The following is a 17,543-nucleotide window of genomic DNA, read 5'->3' on the forward strand; positions in this document are numbered from 1 at the left end:
GTTTAATTTGCTCTCCTTTAAATCTTATGCCCTGTTCAGGAAAAATGTTTGTAACGCTTTCACATAGTCCTCGTCGGTACGTACGCTCACTAATTCTGCGCCACTTTTCATAAACGCATTTTTGCAATATTGTGAATGCTGCAGGAATTGCTGTTCATAATACTGGCGTACGCGGCGGTCGTTGGTATCAACCCATTGCGTAGCGCCCGTTTCAGCGTCTGCTACCTGGATCAGTCCTACCGGTGGCAGGTCTTTATCCCGCTGGTCATATACCTGCACTCCTACTACATCATGCCGTTTTGCGGCGATGTTCAGCGCATCCTGGTAATTTCCGGATAAGAAATCGCTTAGCATAAAAACGATGCTGCGTTTTTTGGTAGCATTGTTAAAGAAACGCAGGGTTTCTTTTATGTTAGTTCCTTTTCGTTTAGGCGTAAATGATAGTAGTTCACGGATGATGAAAAGAATATGTGATTTACCTTTTTTAGGAGGAATATATTTCTCCATCCCATCGCTGAAAAAGATAACGCCTACCTTATCATTATTTTTGATGGCAGAAAAAGCGAGTACAGCGCACAGTTCCGTGATCAGGTCACGTTTATCCTGCTTTTTGGTGCCGAAGGATGAGCTTTCGCTCATATCCACCAGCAGCATCACGGTAAGTTCTCTTTCTTCTTCAAAAACCTTTACGAAAGGATGGTTGAACCGTGCTGTTACATTCCAGTCGATAGATCTCACATCATCACCAAACTGATAGTCCCTTACTTCGCTGAACGACATACCCCGGCCTTTGAAGGCGCTATGGTATTCCCCCGCAAATATATGGTTGGTAAGCCCTTTCGTCTTAATCTCTATCTGCCTTACCTTTTTTAATATTTCAGCCGTATCCAATGGGAAAAATTTTGAGTTGTGAATTACGAATAAATGCCCGGTCCGGCAGCTTTTGGCTGCTATGGTACTTCTACTGCGTTCAGTATTTCACTCAGGATATTTTCGCTGGTAACGTTTTCTGCTTCTGCTTCATAGGTTATAAACCTACGCGGTGACGCATAACGTCGAAGCATATATTACGTACATCTTCCGGGATCACATAGCCGCGACGCTTCATGAAAGCGTAGGCTTTGGCAGCCCAGGCCAGGTTGATGCTGGCTCTTGGCGAACCGCCGTATGCGATGAGCGGTTTCAGTTTATTGAGTTTATATTCTTCCGGATTACGGGTGGCAAAAACGATATCGAGGATATATTTTTCGATCTTCTCATCCATATACACTTCCCTTACCAGTTTACGCGCTTCGAGGATATCGGAAGGCTGGATAATGGGACGGATGGGAGCCGAGAGTTCCGGGTTCAGGTTTTGACGGATGATCTGTTTTTCTTCTTCCTTGGTAGGATAGCCAATCACCACTTTGAGCATGAAACGGTCTACCTGTGCTTCGGGCAGGGTGTAAGTACCTTCCTGCTCAATCGGGTTCTGGGTAGCCAGTACCAGGAAGGGCTCGTCCAGTTTGAAGGTAGTATCGCCGATGGTGATCTGTCTTTCCTGCATGGCTTCCAGCAGGGCGCTCTGTACTTTTGCCGGGGCACGGTTGATTTCATCCGCCAGGATAAAGTTGGCGAAGATGGGGCCTCTGCGTACTACAAATTCATTCTTTTGCTGGTTATAGATCATGGTACCTATCACATCCGCAGGCAACAGGTCAGGCGTAAACTGGATACGGCTGAATTTCGCGTTGATAGCGGAGGACAGGGACTTGATAGACAATGTTTTTGCCAGACCGGGTACGCCTTCCAGCAGTACGTGGCCCTGGGCCAGCAAACCGATGAGCAGTCTCTCCACCATATAACGCTGGCCAACAATTACTTTACCTAACTCCATTGTGAGCAGGTCCACGAAGGCGCTTGCCTGGTGAATCTTCTCATTCAGTTGCCGGATGTCGGACGATGTATTTTCCATGCTAATAATTTTTCAGGTGTGCTAAAATAAACATTCTCTGGTCAAATAAAACTTATCACTATGTGAATGGGCCGTTAAAATGCTGTTAAACTTGCCACTATGGCTCATTTCCGGCAAATAATCATTCTATGACGCTGCCTAAATTAATAAAGCCCTGCATATTTATATAATATTTTTCCCTATAACGTACCTTTGCGGGGAATAAGCGTCTGGCAAAAAGCCAACAATTTAAAAGCAACAGTAATATGGAAGATTTTGAGAAGCGCTGGAAACCGGTAGAAGATATGCTTACCGAAAGATTTGGTAAAAAGCCCAATATGGAAGCCATTCTTTTCCTTATCGGCGTAAATGAAATAAATAATTTAAAGAAGAAATATACCAAAGAACAGAAGCAGGATCTGATGCATGTGGCAGTATGTACGCTGCTGAGCCAGAGCGGCTACTTTGAGCTGGATGGCTACGACGAAGACGGATGGCCGCATTTCAAAGAGTTACAACCCGTTCCGAAAATGGAAATGATGGAACAGGAAACCTTTCTGAAAGAACATGTAATTGCTTACTTTACCGGTCACGAAGAAGCCTAATACACTTTTATGAAGAAACTGCTACTCCTGGGTACCCTGTTTTTGCTGATTGTTAACCTGGCAACTGCCAAAGACCGGAAAGTAAAAGTAACCACCCCTTATGGTACCATGATCATCCGGTTATATGATCAAACCCCGAAACACCGGGATAATTTCATCAGGCTGGCCAGACGGCACTTTTACGACAGCACGCTGTTTCACCGGGTTATCCAGACCTTTATGATCCAGGGCGGCGATCCGGATTCCAAACACGCCCATGCGGGCGATACATTGGGCAACGGCGATGTGGGTTATACCATACCACCTGAGTTCCAGCTGGACTTATTCCACCGCAAAGGCGCACTGGGAGCAGCCCGGGACGACCGTCCCGATAAGGCTTCTTCCGGCTGCCAGTTCTACATCGTACAGGGCAAGGTATTTACCGATGAACAACTGGATAAGCTGGAGCAAACAAGGCTCAAAGGCCGCAAAATCCCAACAGATCAACGGCAGGTATATAAAACGGAAGGCGGCAGCCCACATCTCGATCAAAACTATACCGTGTTTGGCCAGGTGATTAAAGGCATGGACGTGATCGATAAAATCGCCGCACTAAAAACCGACAGCCATGACAGACCATTGCAGGACGTACCTGTGAAGATCCGTGTCATAAAGAAATGGCTGATCTTCTAAATAAAAAAATACCATGTCCGGAGAAAGTCAAAATTTAAGATAGCTTCCCGTCAAAATCATAATAGTTTCTGTATTTTTACGGCTCAAAATCAAACTTGATATGAATTTTCCGTCAAATCTGCGTTACACAAAGGATCACGAATGGATTTTATTAGAAGGTAACGTAGCTACCATCGGTATAACTGAATTTGCACAGCGCGAATTAGGCGATATAGTTTTCGTTGATATCAATTCATTGAGCAAGCCAGTGAACGCCGAAGAAGTTTTTGGTACAGTGGAAGCAGTAAAAACAGTATCTGATCTGTTTATGCCTGTTGCCGGTACCGTTAGTGAAGTGAACCCTGCACTGGAGGCTTCTCCGGAACTGGTAAACCAGGATCCTTATGGTGAAGGCTGGATGGTGAAAGTAACTGTTAACAACCCGGCTGATGTGGAAGCACTGCTGGATGCTGCTGCTTACCAGGCGCTGGTAGGTGAATAATTCCGACCAAAATAATCTTTTATATAAGAAAGGACAACAGGCTACGTTATTGAACGGTCAGCCTGTTGTCCTTTTTACTGGTAGTACTATAACCCGTTCATTAATTAAAAAAGGATCATGAAACTCCTGAGATATTATACGCCAGCTATTCTATGGATCATCCTGATCCTGGTTTTGTGTACCCTGCCCGGGAAAGACATTCCCTCCAACACATTTTTTGATAAAATCCATTTTGACAAATTCGTTCACTTCGGCCTGTTCGGAGGCATTGTTTTATTCCTGAGCCTTGGCATTTACTGGCAAAAAAAGCACGTCTCTGCGGGAACCCTTGTATTGCTGGTGATTTGTGCTGCAGGGTATGGCCTTGCTATAGAGTTTATCCAGGAGTACTGGGCTATTGGCCGCAGCTTTGATATGTTTGACGTGCTGGCCGACACCCTGGGCGCTATCGCCGGCGTATGGGTATTTAAAATTGTCAGATCCCTGTTCTTCAAAAACGCTGATAAATAAAAAATCCCCCCTGTAACCAGGGGGGAATGTATATCTGCTTATGAGAAATAAGTATTCTTAATGTTTTTTATTACTGTTGACCAGCTTCTTTCTTCGCGTCATTTTTCATCTTATCATTTGCGAAGATAGAGAACTCACAACGACGGTTGGTAGCGCGGTTAGCGTCTGAATCATTTGGCACTTTAGGCTGTGATTCACCATACCAGAATCCCTGTATACGACTCTTAGCAATACCCTGTGCTTCCAGATAAGACATTACACTCTTGGTTCTTCTTTCAGATAAACCCATGTTGTACTCATCTGTACCCTTGTCGTCGGTATGACCTTCCACACGTACATAAGTGTCAGGATACTTGTTCAGGATAACAGCCAGTTGTTTGATATTGTCCTGAGCTACGGCAGACAGGTTAGACTTATCAAAACCAAATAATACACCTGCATCAAATGTTACGTTGATACCTTCACCCACACGCTCTACGGTTGCATTTGGTACTTCCGTTTTTATTTCCTGCGCCTGTTTATCCATTTTTTTACCGATCAAAGCACCACCAGCACCACCTAATGCAGCACCAATAATAGCTCCTAATGCAGTATTACCGGCTACTTTACCAATTACAGCACCAGCGGCGGCTCCGCCACCAACACCAATTGCAGCACCTTTTTTAGTATTGTCCATGCCCTGCCAGGTTTTACAACTGAACAACATGGTTGCAGACAAGACCAAGGCTACCAGAACATTGATTTTTTTCATCATAATAAATTTAGACATGAAGGGTTTTTAGCATTAATTCCGTTGACAAAACTAATTGAAATCCTGTATGCAAATAGTTTGCCAACTTGATTTAACAGTCACAACATATTGATAAGTAGAATTAAATAAGCAATAAAAAAATTGCAGGCATAAATCACATAACAATAATTGGGCATGTAAAATGTAACGTGTACGACTATATAACAAGCAAAGTGGTAAAAAGATTATCCAAGCAGATTTTTTAATAATCCGCCGATACCGCCGCCTTCGCCGGCCTGTTGTTGCTGTTGCTGCTGTTGGGCGCCATTTGATAACAGGCTCTTTAAATCATCCAGGTTCACCTGTCCGTCGCCGTTTTTATCCAAACCGCCGGAAAGCCCGCCCAGTATACCGTTCAGATTAAGTCCCTGTGCAGAACCGCCGGTAAGTGAGTTCAGGATACCATCCAGGCTGAAGCTGCTATTGTTGGGATCCTTTGTTTTATTTACCAGGGAGCCTAATACGGTTGGGATCAGGGTAGCCGCCAGTTGTGTAGCCGTACCTTTATCCAGGTGGAATTTCTCCAGGAGCGTTCCGATAAAATTGTTGGAGATATTTCCCACCACGGGATTAGCGGCGGAAGTATCGCTGCCGGCGCCGCCCAGTAAAGATAACACTCCTTCTGTGTTACCGCTGGCCAGTTCCTGTTGCAAACCCGTTGCAATGGAAGAAGTGGCTGCGCCTATTACGGCTTCATTCTGTTCGTTAGGAATAGCAGGATTGTTTACCACAGTACCCTGGGCATTTTCGCGGACGAGGTCCATTAATTGCTCTAACATTTGATGATGATTTAGGGGGAAGAAAAAGGTTTTCCTTAGTGCTACGGCTTGTGACCGCTAACTAAATGTAGGATATTTTGTGTGATTACGACTTAACCCGGAGGAAATTTGTGGAAAGATAACAGCAGGGAAACACCCGTCACTTTCCACAAATTTAAAACCGCTGATCATTAACTGCCCTGCTTCAGCTTTTCTGCGTTTTCTGCAAATTGAAGGGCATCTATCATATCTTTAATATCGCCATTCATAAAGGCGTCCATATTATATACGGTCATACCAATACGGTGATCCGTTACACGTCCCTGCGGATAGTTATAGGTACGTATTTTAGCAGACCGGTCGCCGGTAGATACGAGGCTTTTACGCTGAGAGGCAATGGCATCTTCATGCTTACGCACCGCCGCTTCGTATATACGGGTACGTAACATCTTCATGGCAATTTCACGATTCGAGTGCTGGCTGCGTCCTTCCTGGCACTCCACTACCACACCGGTGGGGATATGCGTTAACCTCACCGCCGATTCAGTTTTATTTACGTGCTGACCACCCGCACCGGAGGAACGGAAGGTATCCATTTTAATATCTGCTTCCCTTACATCCACATCCACCTCTTCAGCTTCCGGCAATACAGCTACAGTAGCCGCCGACGTATGTACGCGGCCCGAAGCTTCCGTAGCCGGTACGCGTTGCACCCGGTGTACGCCCGATTCAAATTTCAGGGTACCATATACATCATCTCCATTTACTTCCATTACTATTTCCTTATAGCCACCTGCAGATCCGGCATTTTCACTCAGCAAACTGGTAGTCCAGCCTTTGAGCTCACAAAAACGGAGATACATGCGAAACAGGTCTCCCGCAAAAAGACTTGCCTCGTCACCGCCGGTACCGGCACGGATTTCAAGGATGGCATTCTTTTCATCCTGGGGATCTTTTGGTATCAGCAGGTTACGGATCTCTGCTTCCAGGGCTGTTTTCTGCTCCTGCAATTCTTCCGTTTCGGCTTTAGCCAGTTCGCGCATCTCATCGTCGCCACTGTCCAGTACTTCTTTGTTAAACGCAATATTGTCCAGCAATTTACGGTAGGCATCATATGCCTTCACGATCTTTTCCAACTGCCGGTATTCCTTGCTGAGCTGACCAAACTTCTTGTTATCACTAACAACCGCCGGGTTGGTAAGCGCCATCGATACCTGCTCGAAACGACCTTTTATAGCTTCCAGTTTGTCTATCATAATTATATTTGACTTTTGAGTACCCTTTCCAACCGGAAATGATACTGCCAATCGGGTTGCAAAATTAACACCATTAACTTAATTAAACAGCAGGTAATTGAAACAGATCAAATTAAAGGGAAAAGATATATTTAACGGTACGCATCTGCTGGGTCCCGGAAAAGTATTGACACTCACTGAAGATGGCGTAGTGACGGGCATTGTAGCCGAATCCGATGCCGGCCCCGGTGTCAGGGAACTGGACGGAATTCTTTGTCCGGGATTCATAAATACCCATTGTCACCTGGAATTATCCCATATGAAAGGGGTGATTCCGGAAAAAACCGGTCTGCCTGCCTTCCTCACCCAGGTGATGCAAACCAGGAACCAGGCCCCCGGCGATTATGACGCCATTATAGACAGGGCCGAGCAGGAAATGTGGGAAAGCGGCATTTCGGCTGTAGGCGATATCTGCAACAGCGCCGCCACCCTCGTAAAGAAACAACAGGGCAGGATGTACTACCATACTTTCGTGGAATGCATGGGTGTAGCACCTGCGGGCGCCGGTAGCCGTTATCAGTATAGTATGGAAGTATTGGCATCATTCCGGGCGATCAACGGCCAGTATCACAGCTGCTCCATTGTGCCGCACGCCCCCTATTCGGTTAGCAATGCGCTGTTTTCATTACTGGCCGGCACACCGGACAATGCGCCCGTATGTATCCACAACCAGGAAACACCGGCTGAAAATGAATTGTATCAGCACAAAACAGGGGAGTTCCTTTCTTTTTACCAGCACTTCGGAATGGATATCAGCGGATTCCAACCAACCGGCACCAACAGCCTGGAAGCTTATCTTCCCTATTTCTCCCGGAATAAAATCCTGCTGGTGCACAACACCTTTACCTCTGAAGCCGATATCCGGTTTACACGACAGCAACCCGTGGAAACCTGGTGGTGCTTTTGCCCGCAGGCGAACCTGTACATCGAAAACCGCTTACCGGATATCCAACAATTCCGGCAGCAGCAATGCAACATCACCCTTGGTACCGATAGCCTCGCATCCAATCACCGCCTGTCTATTTGGGAAGAAATAAAAACCATCCGCCTACATTTTCCGGAAATTCCGTTGGAAGAAATACTCCAATGGGCTACATTTAACGGCGCAAACGCCCTGGGCATACAAAACACCTATGGCAGTTTTAACACTGGCAGTAAACCGGGCGTAATATTGATTAACCAGGAAACCAGCAGAATTATTTAGCTATAACTATGAACGAATTTTTGAACAAAGTAATTTTAGACAACCCCGTACAGGATTACCTGATTTTGATCGGTGTTTTACTGTTTGTGTTTATTATCAAACGGTATATTTCAAAAGGACTAGCCACCATCCTGTTCAGGCTGGTCCGGCACTGGTCGCCGCAAATTGAAGAAAAAGACTTTATCAGCCTGTTGCTACGTCCGCTGGAATATTTCTTCCTGCTGATCACCTTCATGCTGACGATCGACCGCTTTACATTTCCGCAGGTTCTCAATGTTCATGTTTATAACAAGGCAACGCTGCACGATGTTACCAATACCTTACTGAGCCTGGCGTTGAGTATGAGTATTATCTGGATCATGCTGCGGCTGATCGACTTCATCGCACTGGTACTGGAAAAGAAAGCCGATCTCACAGAAGATAAAACCGATAATCAGTTCATTATTTTCTTCCGGGATTTTTTCAAGGCCATTATATTTATCATGGGCGCCATTGCCTTCATCCGTATCCTTTTTGGTCCCGGCCTGGTAGAGAAGATCATCGCCGGTTTGGGAATAGGTGCTGCTGCCCTCGCATTGGCAGCAAAAGAAAGTATAGAAAACCTGATCGGCTCCTTTATTATCTTCTTTGATAAACCATTCCGTGTAGGCGATAACGTTAAAGTGGATTCCTGGCAGGGCACTGTAGAAAAAATTGGCTTGCGCAGCACGCGCATCCGCACACAGGAAAAGACTTTTGTTACCGTTCCCAACAAAAAAATGGTAGACAGTATCCTGGATAATCTTTCCCTGCGTACCCAGCAACGGGTAGCCTTAAAGCTGGAACTGGGTACAGATACACCAGCAGACACCCTGCTGTTGTTTTTACAGGATGTGCGGCAAATGCTGAACAATAATCCCAACGTACTGGAAAACCCGGTGGTAAACCTGAATGATTTCACCAAAGATACCTACGTGATCCAGATCATTTTCAACACGTACATTATTGATGGCACCCAGTATAATGCTTTGAGGGAAACAGTGAACCTTGGTGTGATAAAACTGATGGAGGCCCGTGAGCTCAAGTTGCCTACTACCTCCACGACGGTTACCCTGAGCGACCTGCGGGCGGAGTAGTGCGGATTTTGTCTTTCCCGCTGATTACGCTGATTTTACTGATTAATTTGATTTTGTTCTTTTTGGTTTTATAAAGGATTAAGGGAGATAGAAGCGGATATTCGCTCTTATCTCCCTTAATTATTATTTTAAGAAAATCTAAAAAAAACCAAAAGTAAAAATCCGCGTAATCAGTAAAATCAGCGGGAAAGACAAAATCCGCTATTCCTTTTCCTTCTTCGTGCTGCTCAGCAGGATGCGGGAAATGTCGGCTTCTATGGATTCTTTGGGCGCACCTACGATGCGGCCTTCTTCTTTACCGTCTTTGAATACGATGATAGTAGGTAATTTCTTTACTTTATAATCTACCGGTGCATCTGTCTGCAGTTTTTTATCTGCTGCAAACATTACGATCTGTTCGTCGGGGCTGCCGCCGGTGATCATTACTTTATACAGGGCTGGTACTACTTCGCGGCTGGTATTGTCCCAGGTGCCCATCACCACTACCATGTTGAAGTTAGCACGGTTGGTTTTAATATAGTTCAGCATATTATCGTTAGGCTGGTAGCTGTTTACACCTTTGTAGAACCACGTTGCGGAGGTGTCATTCATCAGTGTTTTCATATCTATCTTGCCCTTCAGTACTGTTTCGTTCTGTGCCCATGCCAGGGATGAGAATAACAGGCCACCACCCAGTAGTAATGTTTTCAATCGCATAATGTTGTTTTTATAATTGATCTTTCAGTTCCGTTAAGAAACCACGTACCTTTAGCAAAGCCTGTACCATTTCAAAATTACGGGCAGCCAGCTTATGATCTTCTTTCAGTTTTTGCTTGGCTCCTTCAATTGTATATTTTCTTTCCCGCAGTAAATGGTAGATTAATTTAAGGTGGTGAATATCTTCCTGCCGGAAAAGGCGGTCGCCTTTCCGGTTCTTTTTGGGTTGCAGTATATCAAACTCATTTTCCCAATAACGTATCAGCGACGTATTCACCTTAAACATGGCTGCAACCTCACTGATAGAATAATACTGTTTCTCCAATACCAATTTATCCAATTCCATAATCAGATCCGGGTCCTCCGATAACTCTTTCAATGATTTACGCCCCCGTTTTTTCCCAGGTATGGTGGTTGCTACGGCAGCTTTCTTGCTGCTGGCCTTTGCTTTTACTTTAACTGGTCTTGTTACCGCAGCTTCTGTGGGATGCGGTACTCCAGATGTCGAAAAAAGGTCTAGCTGGTGCATCGTAGTAAAAAACGAGGTGACAAATATCTTTTACAAGATGAAGTTAAGCTTTTAGCATGTAGCTTGTAACATTCCCACCTCATTTTTTGGGTTTAGACAAGTTACGGAAAGCCCGCAACTGGCTAAAAACTATAACTTTAGTCAAACGACTGGTTCCCTGACCTGGCCATTTTGAGCATGCGGTCAAACTGTTCCGGGGTAAGATCATTAAAGAAGAAATACACGGGGTCCACCTTGTCTCCGTTTTTAATGACTTCGTAGTGGCAGTGCGGTCCGGTAGATTTACCGGTGCTGCCTACCCAGCCTAATACATCACCGCGTTTTACCGCCTGGCCGGCCTTCACTTTCATACGGAGCATGTGTCCGTACAGGGTTTTATAGCCATATCCATGTCGTACAATCACGTGGTTGCCGTATCCCACATCGCTCAGGCTGGCCTCTTCAATCACACCGTCGCCGGTGGCATAGATGGGAGTGCCGCTGGGTGCTGCAAAGTCGAGCCCAGCATGGTATTTCATGGTCTTATAAATAGGATCGATCCGGTACCCGAAACCGGAGGCAATATGTTTAAGGTCTTTATTGGAAACCGGCTGGATGGCAGGGATAGAGGCCAGCATCTGCTGTTTGTTCTTCACCATCTTATCAATTTCATTGTAAGATGCTTCCTGCGCTTTTACGCGGTTATTGAGTTCTTTCAGAAGTACAGAGGTGGAAGCGATAATCTCGCTGCTGGCAAAGGATTGCAGCTGGGCGGCTTCTTCCTCCCGCTTTACTTTACCCATACGGGTGCTATCCGGAATAGGAGAGGCTTCAAATATCACCCGGTAAATTTCATTGTCACGGTCTTCCAGCTCCGCCAGTTTTCCCTTTACTTCCCTCATCCGGCCCTGCAACGCATCGTATTTTTCCTTCATACCTTCCAGGTCGCGGCGAAGTGATTTCTCCTTTGGGGAGTCTACCAGCCGGTATGCCACGGAAAGAAAAATAGCCCCGGTCACGATAGCCGCAGACACAAACCCCAGTATTCTCAGGATTTTTACCCGCAGGGAAACCACGAGCTTCTCGTATTTTAATGTTTGGGTATTATAAAAATATTTAACCTTCTTCATGCACCAGGGTGTACTTTATGCGCCATAGTGCAGTGAACGCTATGACAGCCGATTTATTTCACGAGGCACAAACTTATGGATGGGTAATCGTTGGCATTTCTTTTCCCACTGAACTATTTTTGCCGGGTAACACAACCTGTTTTGCATAATCATACAGGTTTCGATATTTTTGCACTCCCTTTAACACGGCGGGAAAATAAGGCGCACAAACCTACTGTAATTAGATTAAAACATCAACCTTTTGATTGTCAATTTTCTAACTACTTCATAAGGACTTGAAATACAGCTACAAGCCCCTAACCGGTTATGGCTTATAAGATATAAAATACATATTAATTCGTATCAATATTTATGACAGCATCTGAAATAAGACAGCAATTCCTGGACTTTTTTGCGTCAAAAGGGCACCAGATTGTCCCATCTGCCCCCATCGTTATTAAAAACGACCCTACCCTGATGTTCACCAACGCGGGCATGAACCAGTTCAAGGATTACTTCCTGGGTAACAGGGTTCCTCCCAATAAAAGGGTGGTAGATACGCAAAAGTGCCTGCGGGTAAGCGGCAAGCACAACGACCTGGAAGAAGTGGGTATTGATACTTACCACCATACCATGTTTGAAATGCTCGGTAACTGGAGCTTTGGCGACTACTTTAAAAAAGAAGCCATTGCCTGGAGCTGGGAGCTGCTCACAGAAGTATATAAAATCCCTAAAGACAAACTCTATGTGACTGTTTTCCAGGGAGATGAAAAAGAAAACCTGCCAAAAGACCAGGAAGCCTACGACTTCTGGAAAGAACATATCGCGGAAGACCGTATCCTGTTGGGTAATAAAAAAGATAATTTCTGGGAGATGGGCGATACCGGTCCATGCGGCCCCTGCTCGGAAATCCACGTAGATTGCCGCCCTGCAGCAGAGAAAAACCTGGTAGACGGTAAAACCCTCGTAAATGCCGACCATCCACAGGTGATTGAAATATGGAACAACGTATTCATGCAGTTCAACCGCCTGAAAGATAAATCCCTGGAGCCACTGCCTGCCCAACACGTAGATACAGGCATGGGCCTGGAACGCCTCGTCAGAGTATTGCAGGATAAAACCTCCAACTATGACACCGACCTGTTCATGGGCACCATCCACACCACGGAAGGACTTACCGGTAAAAAATACGCCGGCACTGATGATAAGAAAGATGTAGCCTTCCGCGTAATCGCAGATCACATCCGCGCAATTTCCTTTACCATCGCCGACGGACAGCTGCCATCCAATACCGGCGCAGGCTACGTGATCCGTCGTATTCTCCGCAGGGCGGTACGTTACTACTTCTCTTTCCTCGATGTGAAAAAACCCTTGCTGCACGACCTGGTACCCGTACTGGCGGCACAGTTTTCACATGTGTTCCCTGAACTGCAACAACAGGCGGACTTCGTGAAGAAAGTAGTGTTTGAAGAAGAAAACAACTTCCTGCGCACCCTGGAAAGTGGTATCCGCCGGATCGAAGACTATATCAAAAACGCCACCACCAAAACAGTAGATGGTCAAACAGCTTTCGAATTATACGACACCTACGGCTTCCCTTATGACCTTACCAGCCTGATTGCCTCCGAAAATGGCTTCACTGTTGACAAAGAGGGCTTCGATGCCGCCATGAAACAACAGAAAGACCGCTCCCGCGCCGCCACAGAACTGGATATGGGCGATTGGGTAGTACTCGACGAAACGCCTAACTCCGTTTTCGTAGGTTACGAACAACTGGAAAGCACCACCAAACTGCTGAAGTACCGGACCGTGAAAGCAAAAGGTAAAGAGCAGTTCCAGCTGGTACTGGGCCAAACACCCTTCTACGCTGAAAGTGGCGGACAGGTAGGCGATACCGGTACCCTGCACTTCGCCGATGAGGTAATTCACATAACCGATACCAAAAAAGAGAACAACCTTACCATACATTTCGCGGATAAGCTGCCGGCACAGCCAACTGCAACCGTAAAGGCCGCCGTAGCTAAAGATAAACGCCACAATACAGAGCGTCATCACTCGGCTACCCACTTACTGCACGCTGCACTGCGGCAGGTTTTGGGTACACACGTGGCACAGAAAGGTTCGCTGGTAAATGCGGACGCCCTGCGCTTCGACTTCTCCCACTTCGCCAAAGTAAGCGACGAGGAGCTGGCGCAGATAGAAGCCGTTGTGAACGAGAAAATCCGTGAAAACATACCGGTGGTGATCCGTGAACTTCCAAAGGAGGAAGCCCTGAAGCTGGGTGCGATGGCCCTCTTTGGCGAGAAATACGGCGATACGGTACGCGTAGTAATTATTGACCCCGCCTATAGTGTGGAACTTTGCGGCGGTACACATATCAGCTCAACCGGCGAATTAGGCCAGTTTAAATTTGTTTCCGAAGGAGCTGTGGCCGCCGGCGTGCGCCGCGTGGAAGCCGTAACAGGCGCTAAAGCTGAAGCCTTCGTTAACGAGCAGTTACAGCAACTGAAAGAAATTAAAGTTGCCCTGAAAAATCCGAAAGAACTGGTAAAATCCATAGAAACCCTGATCCAGGACAAATCTTCCCTGGAAAAACAACTGGAAACACTGGAACAGGAAAAGGTACGGGCACTGGCAGCCACTATACGCCACCAGGCGGAAAACATCAATGGTGTTAATTTCCTGGGACAAGTGGTGAATGTAAGCAACGCGGAGGGACTGAAACAGCTTTCTTTCCAACTGAAAAACGATATCCCGGATCATGTACTGCTGTTTATTGCCAATATTGGCGGAAAAGCCAGCGTGGCGCTCAGTATAGATGAGAAACTGGTGGCATCCAAAGGATGGGAAGCGCCAAAGATCATTAAAGAACACATTGCTCCGCTGATAAAAGGCGGCGGCGGTGGCCAGAAAACTTTTGCTACAGCAGGCGGACAGGAAACAGACAAACTGGACCAGGTGATTGCTGCGGTAAAAAAACTGCTCACAACTTAAAATAATGCTCACAGCATAAAAATGAGGGCTGGCTAAAAAGTCAAATTGGGCTTTTAAGCCAGCTCTCTCTATTCCAGGACGTGACTAACACCGTAAACCTTTTCCAGGATTTAACACTTATATTGTAAACTTTAAACAGGGTTATCTAACTAAAGTGTAAACCTTTTTCAGGACGTGACTATTCTATCCAGGGCGGCATAGTGTATGGGAAGTGTATGGGGAATGTATGGGGAGTACGACACATACGCTACTCCTAAGTATCCGAGAAGTATCCCAGAAGTATCGGAGAAGTATCCCAGAAGTAAGGGCGGCACCTTCTTCAAATAATAAAAAAACACCCTGTAAAGCGTATTCTTTTTGCCCCAAAACCATAGATTTTAACTTTTTCTTTCCTGACCCACCCTTTAATTTTGCCGCATTAGTTTAAATTTAATCAACAAAATACCTAATTACCATGACCAGGTTACTGCAAATCCTCACCATAGCAGGTTTTTCCTGCTTCACTATGAGCGCGGTATCTGCGCAAACGAAAGATTCTTCCAAAAATCAGTTGGGAGAGTTCGATGAAATTGTGATCAAACACAAAGGCAACAAAGACGGCAAAGTGACCGTGGAAATTAAAAACGGCGATGTTTTCATCAATGGTCAAAAACTGGACCGGTACGACAATTCCGATCTCTCCGTTTTCCGCAGGAAGATCACGCCGCGGGATGGCAACACCATCACGTTTGACAGCAACAGTTTACAGGGAGGCGGCTTTGATTTGTTTAACGACAACGACGGTGACGATGAAAATGACATAGAAATGCCGGTGATGAATAAAGCCATTCTCGGTGTGATCACTGAAAAAGTAGCTGCCAGCGGTGTAACCGTAAAATCAGTAGCGAAAGGCACTCCCGCAGATAAAGCAGGAATAAAAACCGGCGATATCATTACTTCTGTAGATGATAAAAAGATCAATGAACCCGCAGAATTATTTGAAGAGATCGGCAAACATAAACCGGCAGACAAAGTAACGGTAACGTACATACGTAATACCAAAACAAACAAAGTGGCTGTTACTCTGGATGAAAGAAAAGAAATAGATAATGGCTGGACTATGCACCCACCTTTATCTGCACTGCCGAAGAACGGACCGAGATCTTTCTCTTTCCCAATGCCACGCGGCTTCCAGGGATTTGGCGACAGCTGGGATAATAACGAAAAACTTGGCCTCCGCGTACAGGATACTGAAAAAAATGAAGGCGCCCAGGTAATCGAGGTGGCACCTTCCTCTGCAGCTGCAGCAGCAGGTTTCCAGAAAGATGATATCGTATTGGAACTTGCCGGTATACCGGTTAAAAACGCAGCGGAGTTGTCTAAAAGCTTATCGCGAAACACAGGCTAAAGTAAAAGGCGATGCCCCAGCGAAAATCCGCCGGAATGGCACCGATAAAACGCTGATCATTAAGTTACCGGTGAAACTGAATAAGGCAGATATATAAGCCTACTTCATCACCAGTTTCATCATCTTCAATTTATTTTTAAACGGCGGGTACTTCATGGGAACATCCAGCCAGGTAGCCGTTTTCAGCATTCCTTTCTGATGGGTAAAAGTATCAAAGCTGTATTTGCCATGATACTTTCCCATCCCGCTGTAACCGGCGCCACCAAAGGGTAATTCGGGATTGGTGAGATGTACCAGCGCATTATTTACACAACCTCCGCCAAACCGCACCTGCTCTATCAGCGCTTTCTCCGTTTTTTTACTCTTTGTAAAAACATATAATGCCAGTGGGTAAGGCAACTGCTTGATGGCTTGTATGGCCTGTGGCAGGCCGGTATAAGTAAGTATGGGCAGCACGGGGCCGAATATCTCGTCCTGCATTACCGGGTCTGTCCATTCCACATCTTCCAGCAGGGTAGGGGCTATATAAAGCTGTTCGCGGTTGGTTTGCCCGCCGTGTAATACATGGCCTTCGCCCAGGTAGCCTGCCACCGTATCAAACCGCCTGGCATTGATAATACGCGCATAATCGTCGCTGCGGGAGGGATCTTCTCCAAAAAATTCCGTTATCGCTGCCTTGAGTGCGGCTACCAGTTCATCTTTCACTTTGTGGTGTACGAGGAGGTAATCCGGCGCCACACAGGTTTGACCGGCATTCCAGAACTTCCCCCACACTATTCGTTTAGCCGCCACCGTTACATTCACCTTTTCATCTACCACGCAGGGCGATTTACCGCCTAATTCCAGCGTAACCGGTGTGAGATGCGGCACCGCCATTTCCAGGATCTTCTTGCCCACCGGGATGCTTCCGGTAAAAAATACATGGTCGAACCGGAAACTCATCAGGGTAGGAATCACTGCTGTTCCATCTCCCTCTACTACTGTAATATAAGCCGGATCAAAAGTATCTTTTATCAGGGCAGCGGTTACCGCGGCCGTATGCGGCGCCAGCTCCGACGGCTTAATAATAGCGCAGTTGCCGCCGGCAATGGCTCCCAGCAAAGGACTGAGCAGCAACATAAACGGATAATTCCAGGGGCCAATGATCAGCGTAAGCCCTAACGGCTGCTTATACACCCGGCTGCTGCTGGGATAGGTAACAAAAGGAGAGGTAACCAGCTCCGGCTCCATCCACTGCTTCAACCCTTGCAGGATATAACTGATTTCTTCATATAAAAATCCTATCTCACTACCATAAGATTCCAGTGGATGCTTGTGCAGATCAGCATGCAGGGCAGCAGTAATTTTATCTTCAAACTTTTTAATCCCGTTCTTTAAACGCTTTAGCTGCGTTTTCCGGAAAGAATAAGAAAGTGTGGCGCCGGAGTCGAAATAAACCTGTTGCGCCTGATAAAGCTGACTTGCCTGGGCCTTGCTGATCATAGGG

At 46.1% G+C, this 17,543-nt stretch carries 17 protein-coding genes; 8 read left to right on the forward strand and 9 right to left on the reverse strand.

Annotation, left to right across the window (positions count from 1 at the left end; translation table 11 throughout):
• Nucleotides 1–24 precede the first annotated feature (24 nt).
• A complete protein-coding gene (locus tag QFZ48_RS09165; protein ID WP_429043813.1) occupies nt 25–891 on the reverse strand; it encodes a DUF58 domain-containing protein in 867 nt (288 codons plus the stop codon).
• Between the two features lie 136 nt (nt 892–1,027).
• Entirely contained in the window at nt 1,028–1,954 is a 927-nt protein-coding gene (locus tag QFZ48_RS09170) for an AAA family ATPase (RefSeq protein ID WP_429062043.1), read from the reverse strand.
• Nucleotides 1,955–2,199: 245 nt separating this feature from the next.
• Between QFZ48_RS09170 and QFZ48_RS09175 the strand changes: the two genes are divergently transcribed.
• From QFZ48_RS09175 to QFZ48_RS09190, 4 genes are all read left to right on the forward strand, one after another.
• Nucleotides 2,200–2,538, forward strand: coding sequence for a hypothetical protein (locus tag QFZ48_RS09175; RefSeq protein ID WP_429043809.1), 339 nt, complete (start codon nt 2,200–2,202; stop codon nt 2,536–2,538).
• A gap of 9 nt (nt 2,539–2,547) precedes the next feature.
• The gene (locus QFZ48_RS09180) at nt 2,548–3,210 is read left to right on the forward strand and encodes a peptidylprolyl isomerase (RefSeq protein ID WP_429043807.1); all 663 of its coding nucleotides are present in this window, start codon (nt 2,548–2,550) and stop codon (nt 3,208–3,210) included.
• Nucleotides 3,211–3,310: 100 nt separating this feature from the next.
• A complete protein-coding gene (gene gcvH / locus QFZ48_RS09185; RefSeq protein WP_370909200.1) occupies nt 3,311–3,691 on the forward strand; it encodes a glycine cleavage system protein GcvH in 381 nt (126 codons plus the stop codon).
• Nucleotides 3,692–3,808: 117 nt separating this feature from the next.
• On the forward strand, nt 3,809–4,201 hold the full coding sequence (locus QFZ48_RS09190; RefSeq protein ID WP_429043805.1) for a VanZ family protein: 393 nt from the start codon (nt 3,809–3,811) through the stop codon (nt 4,199–4,201).
• A 70-nt stretch (nt 4,202–4,271) separates the two neighbouring features.
• On the opposite strand, the gene QFZ48_RS09195 is transcribed toward QFZ48_RS09190, so the two are convergent.
• The 3 genes from QFZ48_RS09195 to prfA all read right to left on the reverse strand — a co-directional run bounded on the left by QFZ48_RS09195 (nt 4,272) and on the right by prfA (nt 7,005).
• Nucleotides 4,272–4,970, reverse strand: coding sequence for an OmpA family protein (locus QFZ48_RS09195; RefSeq protein WP_429043803.1), 699 nt, complete (start codon nt 4,968–4,970; stop codon nt 4,272–4,274).
• A gap of 206 nt (nt 4,971–5,176) precedes the next feature.
• Nucleotides 5,177–5,770, reverse strand: coding sequence for a hypothetical protein (locus tag QFZ48_RS09200; RefSeq protein ID WP_370909197.1), 594 nt, complete (start codon nt 5,768–5,770; stop codon nt 5,177–5,179).
• A 170-nt stretch (nt 5,771–5,940) separates the two neighbouring features.
• Complete coding sequence (gene prfA / locus QFZ48_RS09205) at nt 5,941–7,005, reverse strand: peptide chain release factor 1 (RefSeq protein ID WP_079469866.1); 1,065 nt, start codon at nt 7,003–7,005, stop codon at nt 5,941–5,943.
• Between the two features lie 97 nt (nt 7,006–7,102).
• Here prfA and QFZ48_RS09210 point away from each other — a divergent pair, with 97 nt between their 5' ends.
• Together QFZ48_RS09210 and QFZ48_RS09215 are read left to right on the forward strand one after the other, a co-directional pair.
• Nucleotides 7,103–8,248, forward strand: coding sequence for an amidohydrolase family protein (locus QFZ48_RS09210; RefSeq protein WP_429043799.1), 1,146 nt, complete (start codon nt 7,103–7,105; stop codon nt 8,246–8,248).
• 8 nt (nt 8,249–8,256) lie between these two features.
• Entirely contained in the window at nt 8,257–9,363 is a 1,107-nt protein-coding gene (locus QFZ48_RS09215) for a mechanosensitive ion channel family protein (protein ID WP_429043796.1), read from the forward strand.
• Between the two features lie 201 nt (nt 9,364–9,564).
• On the opposite strand, the gene QFZ48_RS09220 is transcribed toward QFZ48_RS09215, so the two are convergent.
• The 3 genes from QFZ48_RS09220 to QFZ48_RS09230 all read right to left on the reverse strand — a co-directional run bounded on the left by QFZ48_RS09220 (nt 9,565) and on the right by QFZ48_RS09230 (nt 11,697).
• Entirely contained in the window at nt 9,565–10,059 is a 495-nt protein-coding gene (locus tag QFZ48_RS09220) for a thioredoxin domain-containing protein (RefSeq protein ID WP_079469869.1), read from the reverse strand.
• 10 nt (nt 10,060–10,069) lie between these two features.
• Nucleotides 10,070–10,438, reverse strand: a complete 369-nt coding sequence (locus tag QFZ48_RS09225; protein WP_332006222.1) for a MerR family transcriptional regulator — start codon at nt 10,436–10,438, stop codon at nt 10,070–10,072.
• A gap of 287 nt (nt 10,439–10,725) precedes the next feature.
• Nucleotides 10,726–11,697: a M23 family metallopeptidase gene (locus tag QFZ48_RS09230; protein WP_429043793.1), complete on the reverse strand. Its 972-nt coding sequence runs from the start codon at nt 11,695–11,697 to the stop codon at nt 10,726–10,728.
• 351 nt (nt 11,698–12,048) lie between these two features.
• On the opposite strand from QFZ48_RS09230, the gene alaS reads away from it, so the two are divergent.
• On the forward strand, nt 12,049–14,670 hold the full coding sequence (gene alaS / locus QFZ48_RS09235; protein ID WP_429062045.1) for an alanine--tRNA ligase: 2,622 nt from the start codon (nt 12,049–12,051) through the stop codon (nt 14,668–14,670).
• A gap of 454 nt (nt 14,671–15,124) precedes the next feature.
• Nucleotides 15,125–16,057 carry a PDZ domain-containing protein gene (locus QFZ48_RS09240; protein WP_429062047.1) on the forward strand — a complete coding sequence of 311 codons (933 nt, stop codon included), beginning with the start codon at nt 15,125–15,127 and terminating at the stop codon, nt 16,055–16,057.
• A gap of 99 nt (nt 16,058–16,156) precedes the next feature.
• Here the strand turns inward: QFZ48_RS09240 and QFZ48_RS09245 are convergent, their stop codons facing one another.
• The gene (locus QFZ48_RS09245; RefSeq protein ID WP_429043786.1) at nt 16,157–17,539 is read right to left on the reverse strand and encodes an aldehyde dehydrogenase; all 1,383 of its coding nucleotides are present in this window, start codon (nt 17,537–17,539) and stop codon (nt 16,157–16,159) included.
• Nucleotides 17,540–17,543: the final 4 nt, after the last annotated feature.

Origin of the sequence: Chitinophaga sp. W2I13 (assembly GCF_050434005.1) — a bacterium.
In the GTDB taxonomy this organism is placed as follows: domain Bacteria; phylum Bacteroidota; class Bacteroidia; order Chitinophagales; family Chitinophagaceae; genus Chitinophaga.

What these genes read in the sequence shown, in the direction of transcription:
- QFZ48_RS09230 (WP_429043793.1), bottom strand. Translation starts at nt 11,697, where the DNA reads ATGAAGAAGGTTAAATATTTTTATAATACCCAAACATTAAAATACGAG.
- QFZ48_RS09190 (WP_429043805.1), top strand. Translation starts at nt 3,809, where the DNA reads ATGAAACTCCTGAGATATTATACGCCAGCTATTCTATGGATCATCCTG.
- gcvH (WP_370909200.1), top strand. Translation starts at nt 3,311, where the DNA reads ATGAATTTTCCGTCAAATCTGCGTTACACAAAGGATCACGAATGGATT.
- QFZ48_RS09175 (WP_429043809.1), top strand. Translation starts at nt 2,200, where the DNA reads ATGGAAGATTTTGAGAAGCGCTGGAAACCGGTAGAAGATATGCTTACC.
- QFZ48_RS09240 (WP_429062047.1), top strand. Translation starts at nt 15,125, where the DNA reads ATGACCAGGTTACTGCAAATCCTCACCATAGCAGGTTTTTCCTGCTTC.
- QFZ48_RS09170 (WP_429062043.1), bottom strand. Translation starts at nt 1,954, where the DNA reads ATGGAAAATACATCGTCCGACATCCGGCAACTGAATGAGAAGATTCAC.
- prfA (WP_079469866.1), bottom strand. Translation starts at nt 7,005, where the DNA reads ATGATAGACAAACTGGAAGCTATAAAAGGTCGTTTCGAGCAGGTATCG.
- alaS (WP_429062045.1), top strand. Translation starts at nt 12,049, where the DNA reads ATGACAGCATCTGAAATAAGACAGCAATTCCTGGACTTTTTTGCGTCA.
- QFZ48_RS09195 (WP_429043803.1), bottom strand. Translation starts at nt 4,970, where the DNA reads ATGTCTAAATTTATTATGATGAAAAAAATCAATGTTCTGGTAGCCTTG.
- QFZ48_RS09220 (WP_079469869.1), bottom strand. Translation starts at nt 10,059, where the DNA reads ATGCGATTGAAAACATTACTACTGGGTGGTGGCCTGTTATTCTCATCC.
- QFZ48_RS09200 (WP_370909197.1), bottom strand. Translation starts at nt 5,770, where the DNA reads ATGTTAGAGCAATTAATGGACCTCGTCCGCGAAAATGCCCAGGGTACT.
- QFZ48_RS09180 (WP_429043807.1), top strand. Translation starts at nt 2,548, where the DNA reads ATGAAGAAACTGCTACTCCTGGGTACCCTGTTTTTGCTGATTGTTAAC.
- QFZ48_RS09215 (WP_429043796.1), top strand. Translation starts at nt 8,257, where the DNA reads ATGAACGAATTTTTGAACAAAGTAATTTTAGACAACCCCGTACAGGAT.
- QFZ48_RS09245 (WP_429043786.1), bottom strand. Translation starts at nt 17,539, where the DNA reads ATGATCAGCAAGGCCCAGGCAAGTCAGCTTTATCAGGCGCAACAGGTT.